The organism is Leptolyngbya sp. CALU 1928 (assembly GCF_056784215.1).
In genome coordinates this window covers 1,976,071-1,995,038 of the sequence record NZ_JBXBCE010000001.1, presented here as the reverse complement: position 1 = coordinate 1,995,038, position 18,968 = coordinate 1,976,071, and the positions used below count along the sequence as shown (strand labels likewise).

General features: G+C 47.8%; 18 protein-coding genes and 1 riboswitch. Of the genes, 8 read left to right on the top strand and 10 right to left on the bottom strand.

Annotation, left to right across the window (positions count from 1 at the left end; translation table 11 throughout):
* Window positions 1-26 precede the first annotated feature (26 nt).
* Window positions 27-725: a DNA alkylation repair protein gene (locus tag AC1S5B_RS09265; RefSeq protein WP_482035386.1), complete on the top strand. Its 699-nt coding sequence runs from the start codon at window positions 27-29 to the stop codon at window positions 723-725.
* Window positions 726-759: 34 nt separating this feature from the next.
* On the opposite strand, the gene AC1S5B_RS09260 is transcribed toward AC1S5B_RS09265, so the two are convergent.
* A complete protein-coding gene (locus tag AC1S5B_RS09260) occupies window positions 760-1,728 on the bottom strand; it encodes a glycosyltransferase family 9 protein (protein WP_482035385.1) in 969 nt (322 codons plus the stop codon).
* A gap of 167 nt (window positions 1,729-1,895) precedes the next feature.
* On the opposite strand from AC1S5B_RS09260, the gene ispD reads away from it, so the two are divergent.
* Window positions 1,896-2,591: a 2-C-methyl-D-erythritol 4-phosphate cytidylyltransferase gene (ispD, locus tag AC1S5B_RS09255; RefSeq protein ID WP_482035384.1), complete on the top strand. Its 696-nt coding sequence runs from the start codon at window positions 1,896-1,898 to the stop codon at window positions 2,589-2,591.
* 85 nt (window positions 2,592-2,676) lie between these two features.
* Entirely contained in the window at window positions 2,677-3,885 is a 1,209-nt protein-coding gene (locus AC1S5B_RS09250; RefSeq protein WP_482035383.1) for an alpha/beta fold hydrolase, read from the top strand.
* Window positions 3,886-3,962: 77 nt separating this feature from the next.
* On the opposite strand, the gene AC1S5B_RS09245 is transcribed toward AC1S5B_RS09250, so the two are convergent.
* Both AC1S5B_RS09245 and AC1S5B_RS09240 read right to left on the bottom strand, forming a co-directional pair.
* Window positions 3,963-4,613, bottom strand: a complete 651-nt coding sequence (locus AC1S5B_RS09245) for a cupin domain-containing protein (protein ID WP_482035382.1) — start codon at window positions 4,611-4,613, stop codon at window positions 3,963-3,965.
* Between the two features lie 55 nt (window positions 4,614-4,668).
* Complete coding sequence (locus AC1S5B_RS09240) at window positions 4,669-5,241, bottom strand: sigma-70 family RNA polymerase sigma factor (RefSeq protein ID WP_482035381.1); 573 nt, start codon at window positions 5,239-5,241, stop codon at window positions 4,669-4,671.
* Window positions 5,242-5,749: 508 nt separating this feature from the next.
* On the opposite strand from AC1S5B_RS09240, the gene AC1S5B_RS09235 reads away from it, so the two are divergent.
* From AC1S5B_RS09235 to AC1S5B_RS09220, 4 genes are all read left to right on the top strand, one after another.
* A complete protein-coding gene (locus AC1S5B_RS09235) occupies window positions 5,750-6,250 on the top strand; it encodes a photosystem I reaction center subunit XI (protein ID WP_482035380.1) in 501 nt (166 codons plus the stop codon).
* A 376-nt stretch (window positions 6,251-6,626) separates the two neighbouring features.
* Entirely contained in the window at window positions 6,627-7,076 is a 450-nt protein-coding gene (locus AC1S5B_RS09230; protein ID WP_482035379.1) for a hypothetical protein, read from the top strand.
* Between the two features lie 88 nt (window positions 7,077-7,164).
* Window positions 7,165-7,261: riboswitch (TPP riboswitch) on the top strand.
* An 8-nt stretch (window positions 7,262-7,269) separates the two neighbouring features.
* A complete protein-coding gene (gene thiC, locus AC1S5B_RS09225) occupies window positions 7,270-8,643 on the top strand; it encodes a phosphomethylpyrimidine synthase (RefSeq protein ID WP_482035378.1) in 1,374 nt (457 codons plus the stop codon).
* A 365-nt stretch (window positions 8,644-9,008) separates the two neighbouring features.
* A complete protein-coding gene (locus AC1S5B_RS09220; protein ID WP_482035377.1) occupies window positions 9,009-9,962 on the top strand; it encodes a HetZ-related protein 2 in 954 nt (317 codons plus the stop codon).
* A gap of 14 nt (window positions 9,963-9,976) precedes the next feature.
* On the opposite strand, the gene sixA is transcribed toward AC1S5B_RS09220, so the two are convergent.
* From sixA to AC1S5B_RS09205, 3 genes are all read right to left on the bottom strand, one after another.
* Window positions 9,977-10,480 carry a phosphohistidine phosphatase SixA gene (gene sixA, locus AC1S5B_RS09215; protein ID WP_482035376.1) on the bottom strand — a complete coding sequence of 168 codons (504 nt, stop codon included), beginning with the start codon at window positions 10,478-10,480 and terminating at the stop codon, window positions 9,977-9,979.
* Window positions 10,481-10,583: 103 nt separating this feature from the next.
* Window positions 10,584-11,876 carry a DHH family phosphoesterase gene (locus AC1S5B_RS09210; protein WP_482035375.1) on the bottom strand — a complete coding sequence of 431 codons (1,293 nt, stop codon included), beginning with the start codon at window positions 11,874-11,876 and terminating at the stop codon, window positions 10,584-10,586.
* A 280-nt stretch (window positions 11,877-12,156) separates the two neighbouring features.
* Entirely contained in the window at window positions 12,157-12,654 is a 498-nt protein-coding gene (locus AC1S5B_RS09205) for an HNH endonuclease (protein ID WP_482035374.1), read from the bottom strand.
* Window positions 12,655-12,949: 295 nt separating this feature from the next.
* Here AC1S5B_RS09205 and dacB point away from each other — a divergent pair, with 295 nt between their 5' ends.
* Window positions 12,950-14,467 carry a D-alanyl-D-alanine carboxypeptidase/D-alanyl-D-alanine endopeptidase gene (gene dacB, locus AC1S5B_RS09200; protein ID WP_482035373.1) on the top strand — a complete coding sequence of 506 codons (1,518 nt, stop codon included), beginning with the start codon at window positions 12,950-12,952 and terminating at the stop codon, window positions 14,465-14,467.
* Here the strand turns inward: dacB and AC1S5B_RS09195 are convergent.
* From AC1S5B_RS09195 to AC1S5B_RS09180, 4 genes are all read right to left on the bottom strand, one after another.
* Window positions 14,441-15,382: a DUF6999 family protein gene (locus AC1S5B_RS09195; RefSeq protein ID WP_482035372.1), complete on the bottom strand. Its 942-nt coding sequence runs from the start codon at window positions 15,380-15,382 to the stop codon at window positions 14,441-14,443. The genes dacB and AC1S5B_RS09195 overlap by 27 nt on opposite strands.
* Window positions 15,383-15,466: 84 nt before the next feature.
* The gene (locus tag AC1S5B_RS09190; protein ID WP_482035371.1) at window positions 15,467-17,326 is read right to left on the bottom strand and encodes a beta-ketoacyl-ACP synthase III; all 1,860 of its coding nucleotides are present in this window, start codon (window positions 17,324-17,326) and stop codon (window positions 15,467-15,469) included.
* Between the two features lie 92 nt (window positions 17,327-17,418).
* Window positions 17,419-17,568, bottom strand: a complete 150-nt coding sequence (locus AC1S5B_RS09185) for a hypothetical protein (RefSeq protein WP_482035370.1) — start codon at window positions 17,566-17,568, stop codon at window positions 17,419-17,421.
* A gap of 36 nt (window positions 17,569-17,604) precedes the next feature.
* Complete coding sequence (locus tag AC1S5B_RS09180) at window positions 17,605-18,960, bottom strand: serine hydrolase (RefSeq protein ID WP_482035369.1); 1,356 nt, start codon at window positions 18,958-18,960, stop codon at window positions 17,605-17,607.
* Window positions 18,961-18,968: the final 8 nt, after the last annotated feature.

The window sequence follows — 18,968 nt, the reverse complement described above, 5'->3', positions numbered from 1 at the left end:
TGGTCGATGGCAGTCCTTGAGGCGATATGACAACCCCGGTTGAGTGGGTGGCTTGGATCACGACACAATTTGAACTGCGCCAAAATCCAGAAAAGGCGATCGCGATGGCGGCGTATATGAAAAACCAATTTCCGTTTTGGGGCATTCAATCCCCAGAACAAAATCAGGTTAGTAAGGCAATTTTCTTGAAAGTGGCCCCATTAATGACGGAAGGATCGGTGTGCCAAGTCGCAGAATTGCTATGGCAGCAAGAGCAACGGGAATATCAATACTGCGCCATTCAGTTTTTGGTGCAATACGGCGATCTCTTGTCTGCATCGGCGTTGACGACCATTGAGCAATTCGTGACTACGAAATCGTGGTGGGATACGATCGATCCGCTGGCGATTAAAGTGGTAGGCAACCTAGTTCAACGGTTTTCCTTGAGCGCTGAACTTGACGCATACATTACCCATGAAAACCGATGGCTACGCCGAGTAGCCATTTTGCACCAGTTGAGTTTTAAGCAACACACTGATCGAGAGCGATTGTTTAATTACTGCACCTTGAATGGATCATCCAAAGAGTTTTTTATTCAAAAAGCGATCGGGTGGGCACTGCGGGAATATGCCAAAACGGATGAGAAGGCGGTGCTAACCTACGTTCGCGCCCATCATCAAACCCTATCTAATTTAAGCAAGCGAGAAGCGCTCAAGCACCTACCTGTTGACTGGCGGCATCTTTAGAAGATTTCTGCTGACGTGTGAAACCTCGTCCAGCTTAGGCGGGTTGTCCTGCCCAGATTTTTTCTAAGACCGTTGTAGGATCAATATCTGACATTTTGCCGTTGAGGGATTTAATTCCAATAAAGCGATCGCTGGGAGGCAGCAACAACTTTGGTTCCGTAGGTCCAAACATTGCCATCATATAGGTTTTCACCGCAACGGCTAAGTGCATGGGGGCGCTGTCGGTACACAGCATCAGGCTAGCCCCCGCAATCATTGCGGTTAGTTTGCCGATGTCGCCCGGTGTCGTGACTTTGAGGCTGAGATTTGCCCGCACCAAGGTGGTGACAAACTCCTCGTCATCTGGACCTTGCACCACGACGAGCGGGAGATCGGGCTGGCGCTGAACAAACTCCTGGATAATGCCCTGCCAGTTTTCTACCGGATAAATCTTATCAATCCCTTTTTCTTTGGCAAGTTGGCTAGAGCCGCCGTGAATCAAAATATAGCCCCCGTTGCCAATACCCAGACGGTAACGTTCGGCATCTGCCCAATCTAAATCACTCGCGGGCACACTCACCGCCAAATCAGGGCAGGGAGTGGTGATGTTCAACCCCTTTAAGAGGTCGTGATACATGGCAGCGGCATATTGGTTTTTATTCAACGGGACTGGATGGGTCAAAAACCGATTTCCATCCCCAGAATATCCCACGCGAACGGGAACACCCGTCAGCCACAGTAGGAAACCAACTGTCCATTTTTGCCCTAATGCCAGCGCGACTTTATATTCGCGATCGCGCAAAGTGCCCAATAAATTACCATAGTCTGCCAGACTATTTCGTCCTTTAAAGTCAAATGGGATTACAGAATGGATAGACTTGCTAACCCGGTACGCCGCAGCGGCTCGTGGTTCAACTACGACATCAATTTCCGCTTCAGGATAGGTCTGCTTTAGGTCATCCAGGGTTGGAAAAAATAGGATTTGATCGCCAATTCCACCAGGAACCAGGGCTAGGATTCGCATAATGTTTCTTTACGCTAAATTCGCTCTTATTCTAGAAGGTAACCGCTAAAGAATAAACCATTTGTCCCCTAGATTCACCTTTTGCTTTTTCTCGACTTTACCGACCCTCTGCCCCAAAGTGGACTGATTAGCGATAATAGAAAGAATTTGTCTCGCGGAGGTGCAACATGTACCTACTTATTCCAGCCGCAGGATCGGGTCGCCGCATGGGGAGCGATCGCAATAAGCTCCTGTTACCCGTTTTTGGAAAGCCGTTAATTGCCTGGACGCTGCTTGCCGCCAAATCGTCTCGCTCGATTCGGTGGATTGGCGTAGTGGGTCAACCCGATGACTTTCCAGACTTTAAGGACATCATCACTGGGGTTGGCATGAGTAAAATGGTTCATCTGATTCCGGGCGGCGACACTCGGCAAGAATCCGTTTTTTGTGGGTTGAAAGGATTACCTGCGGTGGCTGAACGGGTGCTAATTCACGATGGCGCACGTTGTTTGGTTACGCCTGCTTTGTTTGATCGCTGTGCTGAAGCCTTGCTCACCTGCCCCGGCTTAATTGCGGCAGTTCCGGTGAAAGACACCATCAAAATTGTGGAGCCGACTAGCCAAGTGATTACTGCAACCCCCGATCGCCGTAACCTATGGGCAGCCCAAACTCCCCAAGGCTTCCAGGTTGAAGCACTCATTCGCTGCCACCAAGAGGGCGAGGAAAAAGGCTGGCAGGTGACCGATGATGCCATGCTGTTTGAGCAGTGCGGCTTTCCGGTCAAAATTGTGCCCGGTGAGGAAACCAACTTGAAAGTGACGACGATAATGGATTTGGCGATCGCCGAATTCATCTTACGGCAGCGAGCTAAGGACAGCGCTTAACGGCTCCAAGTGCCCTGTTCTTGAAGCCGCACAATGCCCAGACACTCGATGCAGATTCAACCCTTTCTTCAAAGAATTCATCATAGTGATTCGAGCTTTATTGCCACTTTTACTTTTATTCTCTAGTATCACTGGGCTATTTTTAAGCATTTGGATTATCACTACTGCTCCCACCTTTCCCTTTTATCCCTTATCGGTAGGTGCGCCGGAACTGAGTCCAGGGTTGTTGTTGGGTAATGGCGCGATCGCCTTCTTGGCACTATTCTTTTGGCGATTCCAGCAAAAATCACTGGCGTTCGTAATTTTGAGTATGAGTGTAGCGGCATTGGTATTAAGCGCTCTCCCACTGCTGCAACTGCCTGCCACTCATCAGCAGTTTGCCGCAGAGATGAAGCGATCGCTGGGTGTGCCGCCGGAAACAATTAAACTTGCCAATGGTCGATCTCAGCCCTTTTCATGGCAAACCTTTTTTACCGGAATTCCGCTTGCCCCAGTGCGCTACGATGCTGACATCCAATTTGCTGCCGCCGATCGCATCCCCTTAAAGCTAGATCTCTATCGTCCTATGCAAGTGGGGCAACATCCCACGGTCGTAATGATCCATGGGGGAGCATGGCAACGAGGCAGCCCCCGCGACAATGCCTCGGTCAGTCGCTATTTAGCAGGGAAAGGCTACACTGTCGTTGCGATCTCCTATCGATTTGCACCCCAGTATCCATTTCCTGCCCAGATTGAAGATGTGCGATCGGCGCTGGAGTTTATTCGTCAAAATGCCGCCAACTATGAAATTGATCTAAACCGGATGGCAATCATGGGGCGATCGGCGGGGGCCCATCTGGCGATGCTGGCGGCATATCCTGCCAAAGCTTTATCTGATGTATCCCCTAATGTGACAACTTTTCGGGCTGTCGTGAATTACTACGGTCCTGTAGATTTAGCCAAAGGCTATTTCGATCCGCCCAATCCCGATCCAATCGATTCCAAAAAAACGTTAAATGCATTTTTGGGCGGCACCCCTGACCAATTTCCTGCCTTATACCAAGCCGCTTCCCCAATCAACTTCGTGCGTTCCAGTCTTCCACCCACTCTGCTGGTTTACGGTGGACGCGATCACATTGTCCAATCAAAATTTGGGCGTTACCTATCCGAACAACTGCAACTATCGGGCAACACCGCAACCTTTCTCGAAATTCCTTGGGCGGAACATGCCTTTGATGCCTTGCCTAGCGGTATCAGCAATCAACTAGCACTGTATTACACCGAACGCTTTTTAGCATGGACGATGAGAAAGTAGCGATCGCGGGGGAGTTTTGTTCGTGTAGCGCCTCTGTAGGAGATAGTGTGAGTTGAGCGAAGTCGAAACACACCTTGTCACACTTGAGCTTCTGCCAAAATTTCATCATGTAGAGAAGTGCGGAAGAAGAACATGCAGCCGCCGTGGGTTTCAGGGGCATGGATACTGCTGGGAACTGAGCGAATGTAGTCTCCACTGCCATAGACTTTGTTTCCTATGATCAAATCGCCTTGCAGCATAAAGATTTCTTCTACATCGGCGTGATGGTGCAAGGGATAGCGGACTCCAGGTTCTGCCCGAAACAGCCCAACCGCCTCGCGTTTAACCAGATCGATATGTAGCCGCGCAATGGTGACACCGGGAACTTTGTAGCGTTCCCATTTAATGGCTTGGTGGCGAACTTCACTGCGATTAATCAGCGAGGTGGCACTGCGTTCGAGCAAGCGGGCAACCAGAGCCGGAAATGCGGATGTCGGTTCTGGAGTAGGTTGGGTGATGGGAACAGCCCGTCCAATTCGCTGAAATAGGCGTTCTTTCAAATTGGCAGACATTGGCACTTGTGAATTGCCATAGGGTATCGCTGCTACGATCGCTTCGATTTCTGTCAGTTCTGTTGCCAGATCTGGCTCTACAACGATTTGCGCTTCAACCCAAGCGCGATCGTCCTGATTCAGTAAGCCTAATGCATACAGCGGAGCCAATTCACAAAAACAGCGGTGTTCATCCATCACACATGACTACTAAACAATAAATATATACATTGTGGGGTTCATCCACTACGGGTTAAAGTTCCCAACTGCCAAGAGCGATTCGCAGTTTGTTTAATCCTAAACGGACACGAGTTTTGACGGTTCCCAAGGAAAATCCAGTTTGAGCCGCAATCTCACTTTGAGTCATGCCTTTGTAATATGCCAACTCTAGAACCAAACGCTGCTCTGGAGGTAAAGTTTTGAGAGCGGCTAACACTTGAGTTTGGCGTTCAGAGATCAGAGCATCTTCAATTGGATCTACGCTCGATCCAGCAATTTGGATCTCTACGGCATCTACAGAAGTCGTGGGGAGTTTTGTGGATCGCTGAATCACCCGGAGGCGATCTAAAATGCGGCTGCGAGCCAACATAAATAGCCACGTATCCACACGCCCTTTCTGAGTATCATAACGCTTGGCAATTCGCCAAACTTGGGAAAACACATCTAAAACTACTTCTTCGGATTCTTCAACGGAGCCTAGGCTTTTGAAGGCAACGGAATAAATCACACGAGCGTAGCGATCGTACAACTGAGAAAGCGCTGTTTCATCCTGTTGAGCAATTCGGGCAAGGATGAAGGATTCATCAAAAACTGGCTGGGTTGCCATTGAGGAAAAGTCTTTCTCTAAGTTCGCGGAGTTAATTAATTTATGGTGAATCAAACAAGTAGGCACTGGTTATCGCCGTACTTTTTTGAAATCAACATAAGTGTCATTTAACCATACGCGACCCTCCGATTAAACAGTTTAAAGGGTTGATTTAGGTGAGAAAAAGGGTTAATTGTCAAAGACAGCAGCCTCTTTCGCTCTAAAGGTTCTATGGAGATTCCGTGCAGTTACCCAGATAGTTAAATAGTGTCAATTGACTGCGGGAATGCATCTTTCCAGTCAATTTAAGTAGATACACGTCATCATGCCCCAGATGGATTTAGGATAGGAAAGTTTTTCCTGATCTATTTCTCCGTAAACCCTTGTTTGATCAGTAGTCTGTGACTCACCTTCTATCGCAGGAATGATGTTTGATACAAAAATCTTGTTTACTTTTGTGTACATGCATCGCTACACGCTGGATATCGTAGATAGCTGTTGTACCTAATATATTTTTTGAGGAAAAAAGATGACGATTAGTGATGCGGTTACTCGCTCGAACACCAATCCTGGCGATCCCAGAAATCGAACTGTGATTCATCCAGTGGATGATATCTATAGTGCAAATCTAGAAACGCCGATCAATTCGTCAGCGTTAAGTAAGGCATTACTGAATAACTTTCCTGCTTATCGTAAAGGAATCAGTGTTTTTCGGCGGGGAGTAGAGGCTGGTATTGCCCATGGATTATGGATCATCGTTCCTTTCGCAAAGCTGGGTCCTTTACGAAATACGCCCAGTGCTAATCTCGCTGGATTAGCTTCTGGAATTGGACTATTGATTATTTCAACGATTCTTATTCTTTTATATGGAGCCAGCAAACCACCTGCCCCAACATTGACATTGACGACTCCACAACCGCCCGAAGAGTTCAAAACATCCGCAGGATGGACTAAATATGGGACTGGGTTTCTGATAGGCGGAGTTGGGAGTGCGGTAGCCGCTTATTTTTTACTCACAGCTTTTTGGTAATAAAACAGACTGGATGAGGAAATTGGTTCTGAGTGCATCCCACTTTTGTTGCCCACCCTGCGGGAAGCAAGCTACGCCCTAAATCCCTCTCCCAGAGCAAGAGAGGGACTTTGAGAAACTTTTATGGGGTCAGGATGAAGCGCAATGCTGCACTATACAGAGTGTGGATTGTTGACAATTGTTCTAAAACGCGAGAATGGTATCGTCAAGCACTGCTAGCACAAGCAGTCGATTCATACGAATTTTTAGATGAAGATTTGACGATGGTTTAGGAGATTGGACTTATTGCGAAGGAAGCAAGATCTGTGATGACGATCGCACTGTTGCATCTTTGCGCTAAGTAGCATGGAACCACGTTGTTTTCATCAAAATGATTATGAAAGGATCAACTCAAATCTCAGTATTTATAGGGCTGGCGATCGCAGCACAAGCTGCCATCATCGGGGCAGTGGTTTATGCCAAATCCCAGAGCCGCACAATAACGGCTATCCAACCGAAAAATCAAACGGGTTTTGTCACAACAGCTATGCCCGATGGCGCGATCGCTCGTGAAGTGTTGATTGTGGGTCCTGAGTGCGATCGTCCTGAAGGAATTCGAGCGCGAACCTTAGCCAGCAGTTTAGCAAAGCTCAATATTCCCTATCGACGAACCGAGTCTATTTCAATGAATTCTGATTCCACAGAAGATATCTTTGGAGCCATGGAGCAAATGGATCGCTTAATGAAAGGCGATGCTCCGGTTGTATTCATCAACGCCAAAGGTAAAGCAAACCCGACCGTAGAGGAAGTCGTTGCAGAATACCGTTTAGGAATGGCAACTAAATAAAACCGACGTTTGGTAAGAGGGTTATCCGCAAATCTTCAACCTTTTGGAACCTTGCCCATTCGTATAAATATGAGTGATATGCTTTATCCATCAACGCTAGGGGTGCCTGAGTGTTCAGGCTGAGAATACACCCTGAGAACCTGAGACCGGGTTATACCGGCGGAGGGAAGCTGTTATTTAAAGGAACTGAAATATGCGGACAGATTGGATCGCTAAACGGCATGGGCATAGCAACGTATCTCAGATGCACTATGCGCGGCAGGGCGTGATTACAGAAGAAATGAACTACGTTGCCCAGCGGGAAAAACTTCCGGCGGAACTGATTCGGGCGGAAGTGGCGCGGGGACGGATGATTATTCCCGCCAACATCAACCACCCTAACTTGGAACCGATGGCGATCGGGATTGCGTCCAAATGTAAGGTAAATGCTAACTTAGGTGCATCTCCTAATTCGTCCAATATGGATGAAGAAGTGGCAAAACTGCATCTTGCCATCAAGTATGGTGCTGACACGGTGATGGATTTATCTACGGGCGGCGGCAACCTGGATGAAATTCGCACCACAATTATCAATGCGTCTTCCGTTCCGATTGGCACAGTGCCGATTTATCAGGCGTTGGAAAGCGTTCACGGCAACATTGAAACCCTAACCGCAGATGATTTTCTCCACATAATCGAAAAACATGCTCAGCAAGGCGTGGATTATCAAACCATTCACGCGGGCATTTTGATTGAGCATTTGCCCTTAGTCCGCAATCGCATCACCGGGATTGTCTCTCGTGGTGGCGGAATTTTAGCCCGTTGGATGCTGCACCACCATAAGCAAAACCCTCTGTATACGCACTTTAATGACATCATTGAGATTTTCAAAAAGTACGATGTGTCATTCAGCTTGGGGGATTCCCTGCGTCCGGGGTGTCAGCATGATGCATCGGATGAAGCGCAGTTAGCCGAACTGAAAACCTTAGGGCAATTAACTCGCAAAGCCTGGGAACACGATGTGCAGGTGATGGTGGAAGGTCCAGGTCATGTGCCAATGGATCAAATTGAGTTTAATGTGCGGAAGCAGATGGAGGAATGCTCGGAAGCACCGTTCTATGTGCTGGGTCCGTTGGTGACGGATATTGCGCCCGGTTATGACCACATCACCAGCGCGATCGGGGCGGCAATGGCGGGTTGGTATGGGACAGCGATGCTGTGCTATGTCACTCCGAAAGAGCATTTGGGTCTGCCCAATGCAGAGGATGTGCGGAACGGGCTGATTGCTTACAAGATTGCGGCTCATGCGGCGGATATTGCCCGTCATCGACCGGGGGCACGCGATCGCGATGATGAGCTGTCTGCGGCTCGCTATAACTTCGACTGGAATCGTCAGTTTGAGCTATCGCTTGACCCAGAGCGTGCGAAGGAGTATCACGATGAGACATTGCCAGCCGATATCTATAAAACGGCGGAGTTTTGCTCGATGTGTGGTCCGAAATTCTGCCCGATGCAAACGAAGGTGGATGCGGATGCCTTGACGGAGTTGGAAAAGTTCCTAGCAAAAGAGCCTGTAGCCCAGATTTAGCAGGTTTAATTTAAATGGCAGCTAAGGGCGATCGCTGTTTCATGGGAGTGATCGCCCTAGGTTGAAACACCTTACCAAGCCTCTCCTATCTTGTTATTCAGCAGAGGTATCTAAAGCCAACAACTTTAAAGCCAGCAATGGTTAATCAGGATGTCGAGTATGTGAGTACAATGCAACTTGAGATCATCTTTTATTGGCTAACCTGCCGAACCCAAAAGTAATCTATCCCAAATAAGCAACAGTTTGCTGTTCACGGTTCTGCTCTACCGTTCATCAATTTTACCCGTGCGGGTGAGTGTGTTGAATCGGGTTGTAGGGCAAACTCTATAGACGAGGGTAATTTAGAGCCGAAGGACAGCAACGTTATGATGTTAGCTGACGAAATGACACTCGCTGAAGAATTTTTAGAAACCTGGCGATCGCGATTGGAGACAGAGTTACCCGGACAAAGCTCTACCAATCGGGACAGCATTGCCTATTGGCTGATTGGAGAAAATCCTGCCCGCTTAAATGACTTCACTCCAACCCAACGGCACATTGCAGAACAAGCAATGGACTATCGCTACCGCATTTTACGACAGCGCTATCTTGATGTTTCACCAGTGCGCGCGTATAAAGGGCTGATTCAACGTCTCAGCAACCTATTCCTAGTTCGCAATAAGATTCGCACTTGGATTGCCCTTTCTCGTGATCGCCAGCGCAGCGTGGTAGACGTGCTAGAAGAGGTCATCCAAGAACTATTGCAAGGCGATCGCTATATGCAACAGCAAGCCACTTGGATTGCTCAATGCACCCAAGACACGCGCCTGAGAAATGCCTTACTGTTGGCAAGCGTCGAAGAATATTGTCTGCGTCCAATTCGCAACCAACCGCTGCTCTGCTATCGCTTTGTTAACTATCTGCGGCGCACCCAAAAAGGCGGCATGACCCAAGTTCCAGCGAATGATTTTATTCGGCTTGTGTCTCATGAGATTGCACCCGATGAAACAGAAGGCTCAGTGAGTCTGCTCGATTCTCGTGCCGTTGCAGAATATCAAGAAGCCCAAGCCCTGCAAGAGCAACAAGAAACCCGCAATGCAGTTCAGTGCCGATTTGAGGCATATTTGCAAGAAAAGCAGATAGACCCCAACGCGATCGCGTGGCTCCGGCTTTATTTACAGGGACAATCTCAAGAAGCGATCGCCAAAGCATTAGACCTGAATGTGAAGCAAATCTACCGCCTCCGAGAAAAAATTAGCTATCACGCCACCAAAGTCTTTGCTGTAAAAAACCAAGCGGATCTAGTGTCCTCTTGGCTAGGCAACAAAGAGGTGCCCTAAGCCTCTCTTTGTCCCTAGCCCAACAAAAACCGAGGCGGCGTAAGCCAAAATAGAGTACTCCGCCCAATGGGAGATCCAGTTTCAGGCAAGGAAAGACCAATCACTCCCGCTTTTTTCAGTTCAACTGCGCCTTTCACTTCACCCCATGCTAGCAACTCTGCCCAAGTGCTAAGGCTTGGTTCATGTCCAACTAGTGCCAATCGCTCTTGATTGTTGGATTCTTTAGGTTGCCAATCTGCTAGCCAATCTAGCCAGGGTGTAATGGTTCCAGAAGCCAAATAACTGACTTGCTGTAAGTGAGCGCTTAAGCCAACATCTACCAAAATATCTGCGGTTTGTTTGGCACGGACTAACGGACTCGTAAGGACTAGATCGAACTGTAACCCTAAGTCCATTAGCCGCTTAGCAACTAAACGAGTCTTTTTTTTGCCATCTTCCGTTAGAGGTCGCTCATCATCGTTGGTATAGGTGCCAGATTCGCCAGCTAACCCATGGCGAATTAAATAGAGTTCAATCATGATTAGGAGGGTTGTTCAAATCTAGGGAGTTTATTGGAATTGAATTTTGAGGTTGAGTCGAATTTGAAGATCTTCGATCCCCTCAAAACTTTTTAAAGAAACCCTAGCTCATGCCGTTGCGATAGTGTTGATCGGGATTAATCAAGCGCAGCAGTTTTTGTTTCACTTGAGTATCGTATACAGTCCACTTCATTTTTGCGTAGTCGGCACTTTCGGCAAAACCAGAGAGAAAGCCAAGAGGAATTTCAAAACCACCTGCCTGCGATCGCCCACCGCCAAAAAAGCGCCCTTGAGAATCATGCCCAAAAGCCTCCTTCAAAAACTCATCGGGATCAAGCGTAATTTTATTCGTCCGTAGAGAGCCGATCACCAGTTCCCGGTCTTCATCTTCATCATGCACAATGCCATACACAACTGCGGTATGCACGTTTTCTTCAGTGACTAAAAAGTCTGCGGCTTGGGGAATGGCATCCCGATCGTCGTACCGCAAATAGCCCACTCCGGCAATGGAAAAGTTGTTTTGAACGACGCGATTTTTCAGCGATCGCTCAATTACATCCATCACTTGCTTCGAGCGGGAAGATTGCAACACCGCATTCAGCAATTGAGCGTCATAAAATCGGCTCAGATAAGCCGCTGCTAAAAAATCTTCTTCTTGAGCTTGCCTGAGCGCATTGGTATCCGATCGCAACCCATGCATCAACGCCGTGGCACATTTCACATGCTCACTAGAGTTGTTATCTAGCTTCAGCAGCCCCGCCTGCAAATATTGAGTCACAATTGTGGCAGTGGCGCGGGTATACGGGCGAATATCAACAAACTCTGCCTTAATCTCACCCTGAGCGCTGTGATGATCAATCACAACCACGGCGGGAATCCCTGCGGCTTCTAAAGACGGGGTTAATTGGCTGGTGGTGCCCTGATTGTCGATTAAAACATAGCCTTGATAGGCTGCCAAGTTGCGATTTTTGAGCGTATTTAACGCCCAGCGCTGCACGGGTAAGCTGGTGAGTTTGACGAGGGCAATATTTTCTTGATGGCTCAAAGTTCCGGCATAGACCATATCGCACTGAATGTCATATTTCTGGGCAATCAGTTTATAGGTCCAGGCAGAAGACAACGCATCGGGATCGGGGAAATCTTGCAGCACAATTAACTGGCGTTCTCCCTGATGGCGTTCCAAGGATTGTTGCAGCAGTTCTACTTTTTGGAGTTGCTCCCGCGATCGCGGTGTTTCATAGGCAGGCGACTGAGTTCGATAGGTAGGGGAATCTTGCAGCGATTTAAGCAGTGGCTCTACCGGATCTAAAACAGCAGGAAGCCGTTCAGCCATCGTTGGTTGGGCATCTTCCGAGGGGGTCAACACACTATTAGATATAATTTTGCGAATTGTCACAGAATTAGGGGTTTTTAAGGTAAAGGGTAGTTAGACAATGGCAATAGAAATGTCTATGCGATCGTTGTAATCGCTAATTAACTAAAAATGCAGGGCTTCATTGAATACTTCGATCTTCGCAAAAAAAGCGTGAAAACTACATGAATCTTTAGTGCAATCTTTTAAATAAAGGCTATGTAATCATGACTTCTCAGTAAACCTGTGAAACGAATGAATCGCTAGGAGCGCTTAAACTGCGATCGCTCGAAAAACTGAAGACCTTAAAATCTTTTCCCACAGACTACAGACCAATCACATACTTACGCCACTCCTGGTTTAAGCCATTTTTTACATGCTTAGTGACTTCAAAATAAAGACCACTGTAGGGCTTTTGAGGTACGCTATTGAGCGGCATACTTGCTTCTTTCGGGGTGCGATTTCCTTTTTTGACATTACACCGCACACAAGCCGCTACAATGTTTTCCCAAGTATCCCCACCGCCTCGCGATCGCGGGATCACATGATCCAGCGTCAGGTTATCCCCGGTGTAGTTGCAATACTGACAAGAATAGGTATCTCGATGCAGTAGGTTTTTGCGCGTCAGCGGAATCTCTTTATAGGGCACACGAACATAGTGACGTAGCCGGATAACCGTAGGGAGTGGGAAGCCGGAGTAAATATACTTACCATTATGTTCAACTTGCTCCGCCTTGCCCTTAAGCAATAGCACGACCGCCCTGCGCCAAGTAGTAATGTTTAGCGGTTCGTAGGAAGCATTAAGCACCAGAACCTTACTCATCAGGATTCAGTAGCTAGAAAGATTTTCATGGATCTTAACACAGCTAAGATTTATGAGGGGCAAAACAAGATAGCTCTTAACCTCAAACTCAAGGGCTGAGCTTCAGTAAACTTGACTACTGCTAATATCTGCTCAGTAGACCTATCAACTACACTGTGACAAACTTGGCTGACTATCTTAATGGGGATTAGTAATGGGGATTAGCCATGACTAAATCAACCACCCAACTTGATATAACCTGATGGAACAAGAGTTCAGTTAACGATAGGGTCTAGTCGATGAGGAGGAGTGTGAAGTGAAGGAATGCGATCGCATGAAGATAAAAACGGTTTGCTCAACAGTTTTAGTAAGTGTGTGGCTATCACCACTGCTCTCGATTTCAGCGATCGCACAACCCACTCAAGCAAACATCGTAGTTCCTACTCAACGGCTTGCGGCTTCCTCGGTGTGTGCGTCTCAGTTGCCCATTGACATCAATCGAGTTATCAGTCGCTTACCTGCTGTGCGCTGGGGCGTTCAAGTGCAAACCCTCAGTCCACCATCCACTCGAAAAACGCTCTATGCCCGAAACGCTACGACGCTGCTGGCTCCTGCTTCCAACAATAAACTGTTCACCACTGCCGCCGCCTTACAAAAACTAGGGGCACCCTACCAGATTCGCACCTCGGTTACGGGCAACAGCACCAATTCAACGCTGGCAACGTTGCGGATCATTGGTCGAGGTGACCCTAGCTTGAAGACATCGCAACTGAACCTGTTGGCGCAGCGATTGAGTCAAAGAGGCATTCGACAGGTTGCTCTGCTGGTGGGCGATGATACCTACTTTCGGGGTGCTGCCACGAATCCTAATTGGGATATAGACGACACGCTGCAAGGTTTCGGTGCGCCAGTGAATAGTTTGATGTTGAACCAAAATGGGATTGGGCTGACGTTATTTCCTCAAACCGTGGGGCGATCGCTACGGGTGCAGTGGGATGACCCCACGGATACTCCCGATTGGCGGTTGAATAATCAATCGGTCACGGTATCTTCAGGGCAAGCAGAATTCGTGGATGTCGCACGCGATCGCACTCAGCCGATCATCAACATTGAGGGACAACTTCGGGCTGGCTCTGCCTCAGAACCCGTCGCCACATCGATCGCTAATCCAGGAAATTACTTAATCCAAAAATTCCGTACTGCATTGACTCAAGCAAAAATTACGGTCGTGCAATCCACCTTGGTGAGAGCCACCCCTGCCCCTGTTGGAGAAGTCGAACTCGTTTCGTTAGACTCGCCCCCGTTGGCAGAGTTACTGAAAGAAACAAATCAAGAGAGCAACAATATTTACGCGGAAGTGCTGCTGAAAACAGTAGGCAGAGTCCAAAGCCCAGACAACCTGGATGCGAGAATTAGCGGTATTACGGCGATTAAACCGATTTTGTTCGCGGTGGGAGTGCCGCCCATGCAATACACGATGGTGGATGGATCGGGGTTGGCGAGTAACAACCGTGCCAGCGCTGAAGCATTGACCAAGACTCTGCAAGGCATGGCGCAATCGCCCAATGCCCAAGTGTTTCAGGCTTCTCTACCCGTTGCAGGAGTAAGCGGTACGCTAAAAAATCGTTTTCGCGGCACGGCTGCCCAAGGGCGACTGCAAGCAAAAACGGGAACCATTTCTGGAGTCACCAGTTTATCGGGCTACTTGACTCCGTTGAATTATCCAGCGATCGCGTTTAGCATTCTCACCAACTATGACAACACGTCAACCGATACCGTGCGCTCCGCCATTGATGAGATTGTCTTGTTAATGACTCGGCTGCGATCGTGCTAATTTTCGCAGTTCTAAATAGTGATGCAGATATTCTGTAATGATGCCGTGCATCAGCAAACGTCGTGCTGACCCAAAAGAGCTATCAGGCGCTAAAGGATTTCGATTTGCAATCACATGATTCCAGTTGTAGTCGCCTACAAGTTGACTAATGTAGCAACCAAAGTTTTCATCAAACTCTAATGACAACACTGCTCGTTCAAATTCATCACTCGTTAAGCAAAGTGAATAGAACACCTTGAAAAGCTCGATCGCGGATTCTAAATCTAATACTTGCAGCCAGCTTCGTCGAGTCAAGTCAATATTCAAAGTAATCGGCTGAATGCTTTCATAACTCAATCCATTGTGATGCACTTGTTGTAGCCAATTAGGATTTTCTCGCTGAGCTTTGCTGTAGTCCAGCACGAAGTTATACAGAATTATATCGTGCTCTAGAAAGGCATTCTCAGCTAAGTCCTCTACTGTGCGTGGATAAAGCTGTGATGATTCGATCGCTGGATCAGGTCCATTTTCAATTAAGAAATTAACGATGTTAGATCCTAAGCAAATATGCCGCACGATCAGATAGCAAGCTTCTGGCGAAACAAAGTGCTTGAGGAACCAAGCAGCGGAACGATGCATGACTACATAATTGCTGAACTGGAAGGGTAGCAGCCGTTTTAGCGTCATGATCAGCGCCAACAATATATTGGCAATTAGCTTAATCGGCAGCAGCAAATAGGCTCGTGTCCAGCTTCTCAAATCCCGAATCATGTAGGCTTTGGCGATCGGGTCAACTGGAATGGCAGTATCAAAATACAGCGCATCCCAGGCATTAGGATTTCGGCGATCGCGGGGTTCTGGTGTATAAACCTGAGCATCAGTGAGTAGTTCGGATGCTGCCACAGACGCGATTTGTTCGAGGTCAGTCGTTGTCATAAAGTTAGTGAATTAAGTGAAAGGATTCATAGTCAAAAAATGGTAATGTTGCTTTTACCTACGACCCTAGATGCGCCCGTCCTATCATCGAATTTCTTCCAGTTGCATCAGATAAAGTCGTGCCGTCACCTGTGCCGTTTTCACAATTCGCTGAGCAATTTCCATCGTCATCCACTCCGCATTCAAAATGGCATTTAGCTTGCCGATATGGGCTTCATCGTTGGCACCGTGGTATGCCAAAAACGACACCTGCTCATCTTTCAAGTTCAATGTTTGCTTAATTTGGGCTGCCCATTGTGCCGCCAAATTATTGCCCAATCCTTCAATAATAAACATGCTGCCAATCAAATCCACAGGGTTTTCTCGCGAGGCTTGATGGAAGATAAACGCAGACAGTGCTTCACTGCCCAAATTCTTTTCAGCTTCGACAATTTCTTGCAAGTCGCCACCCACAGAAACATAGTTTCGCTCCAACATTTGAAAATCGCGGTGCTCATCTTGAGCATGCCCAATAAAGGTAGATCTCAATCGAAAATCACTCATATTAGAAGCAGCACGGGCTATCCAGCGGGCACCTTCCACCACTTGAGGACGCAAGTTTCGCAGCAGCGCTTTGTAATCCTCCAGGGTAAATTCCCCCCGGTGCAGTCGGCGCAACATGGGTAGCGATCGCAACTTGCGCTCAAACTCTAACCACACTAAGGCAAGTTGCCTTAGCAAATAAGCAGAAGCGGTTTCGAGGGTAGGCGCGGGGTGAGGAGCGAGCGCAGTTTCTCTCATTTCTTCCCGATTCCCGATTCCCGGTTCCCGATTCCCTGCTTCAACCACCGTCAGCAACATATACGCCGTGGTAAACCTGCCACTTTCGGGGATAAAACAAAAGATTTTTTGTCCCGGCTTGAGGTTGCCAGAGTGAAAAATTTCTTCCAGCATCAGATAAATGGACGCGCAACCCGTATTGCCACGAGTGTAGAGATTCGTAAACCATTTTTCTTCAGGAATCATGCAGCCTGCTTTATCCAGAAGCTCCACAATTTGTCCTTTAAAGAAGTGAGACGAATAGTGACACAAAAGCCAATCAATATCGTCTGGTTTGACTCGTCCCAATTCAATCAGTTTTAGCCAACCTTCTACGCCCAGTTTGACGACATTATCCAGCAGGCGAATATTTTGCCGCAGATTAATTGCTCCCACTTGGGTCGCTTCTGTGTAAGAAGAATAATCCGTCCAACTTTTTTGTGCGGTTTCATTGTCGGTTCCGGCATACATACAAACCGGGTATGCATTGGCATGGGATACCATTTCAATCCACTCAATTTTAAGACTAATTCCAGTTGGATTAGGATGATTTTGAATCAGGAAAGCTCCGGCTCCATCGGATAGCATCCAGCGTAAAAATTCACTGTCAAATCCCAATGATTTTCCGGCTTTAATATTGGTTTCTGCTTCAAAGTTTGTATTTTTGAAGAGACGAGAAGGAAGTTCGGAAGCAACCGCGATCGCGTTTCTTTTTTCCCCTAGTTTGATTTGAGATGCAGCATACTTCAGCGATCCAATTCCAGCGCAACAAACGCCCATGCTGGTATTCAATTCAATTGGAGAAAACTCAGGCAGCTCGCCATGTACCATACTGGCAAAACCGGGAACTAAAAGATCTGCCCAAGTGGTTCCAGCACACAGCAAATCAATTTCGCCAGGAGAAAAATCTAACTTTCCTAACGCATCTTGCACCGCATAAGCAGCCATTTGGCTATTCAAGTAAGTCGTCTTTTGATTTTTATCCAATGCATAATATCGCTGTTGAATTCCGTTGCTTTTAAGAATCCGACTTTTCACTTTAGAGGGGCGATCGTTCACCAAGCCCAGATAGTCTTCCATCTCATGATTGCTGATGGGATTTCCAGGTAAGAATTTGCCAATGCTATTAATGAAAGCACCGTACATTGTGGCTCCTTGGGTGAGGATGAGTTTTGAGTGACAGGCTTGAATTGGAAGAGAACGTTTCTTGTTCCTATCCAAAGCATGGCAAAGACTCCCTAAATAATTGGCTGACTTTTTGGCTTACTTTTTAGGGTATGACTCTGGCAGATGCGAACGAAAGATTGCAACGTTGTACGGATGCCGTTCGACATACTGCTGCTAGACCCACTCAAGGCGATTCGGCGATCGCTCAAAACAAGAACCACAAAACCAAGCCTAGAACGACTAACCCGAAATCGCTGCTACGGAGCCAATGCTGCACTGTTTGGTTGACTCAAGTAGGTATAGACAATCCGCGAAACATCTTGAATAAAATCTCTCGCACCCGGATCGTTGTAGGCACTTTCTACCAGAGCAGCAGCCAGATAGCGCTTGCCAGAGGGCATTTGGATGATGCCTGCATCCCCTAAAACAAAGCCGATGTCGCCTGTTTTGTGGGCGATCGTCGCGCCACGCCCCAACCCAACGGGTAACAAACTCCGATTACGCACTCGTTGCAAAATATCGATCACTTGCCCTTGGCTGCGGGATGATAGCAACTGTTGCTTATCTAGCATGGCAAGCAACTGAACAAGCTCTCTAGCGGTGGTCGTGTTCGTCCCTTTGAGATCGGGCAACATTTTTCGCATGACTGTTTTTTGCAGACCCCAACTCCGAAATCGGGTGTTGAGTACTTGAATACCGCCCATGCGCTTGATGATCATGTTGGTTGCGGTATTGTCACTGGTAACAATCATCTTGGTTGCGGTGTCCAGCAAGCTAAACTTAGTTCCGGGCGGCAGGTCTTGAATTTCTCCAGAGCCACCCACAATTACATCCCTAGTCATGGTCAAGGTTTCGCTCAGGCTGATCTTGCCAGCGTCTACTTCTTGAAATAGGGCGATCAAAATGGGCAGTTTGATGATGCTGGCAGTGGGATAAACTTTATCTCCATTCACTTCTGCATAGTTGCCAGTCTCCAAATCCATAAAAAACATGCCCGGTTTGAGCGAGGCATATTCCCCCGATCGCAAGCTTGCCAATCTTTGCTGGAGCCAATTGAGCGATCGCCCTGCCGGAATCAACCCATCCATATTAATGGTGGGCGCAGTTCCCCTCCCAAGCGTTGCCGGAAAAGTAGGTTGAGGAATAGTTGCGACAGGCGACTGAGCAATACCTGTGGGTTGAGCCGGAACAACAACAGTAGCGCTGGCATCTAGGCGCGGAGTTGGCAACTGCACCGACCAGCGAGTTGACGACTGCCCCCGCACTTTCACCTGGGCTGGATCTAGCGCATAGCCTGGAGCTAGTTCAATCACTAAACGAGTCGTTTGAGCATCAAACTGACCTATTCGCAACGTTTGAACCGTTCCAGCAAAAGACTCACTCACCTTGGGGCGCTTCAACTTTGTTCCCGGCAGATCAATCACCAAACGGGTCGGGTTAGCTACTAGCTGGGCGATCGGCTGTACGCCTTCCTCTGTAGAAAACTCCAGCCGATTTTGGCGAACATCGAAGCGCCAAGATTGCAGACCGTTCGCTTGAACTGAACTGGGAAGCACCAGCAAAAAACCAGCAAGACTAGAGAGAAACCAGGGTAGCTTAGAGTTAGGGCGCATAAGCAGAA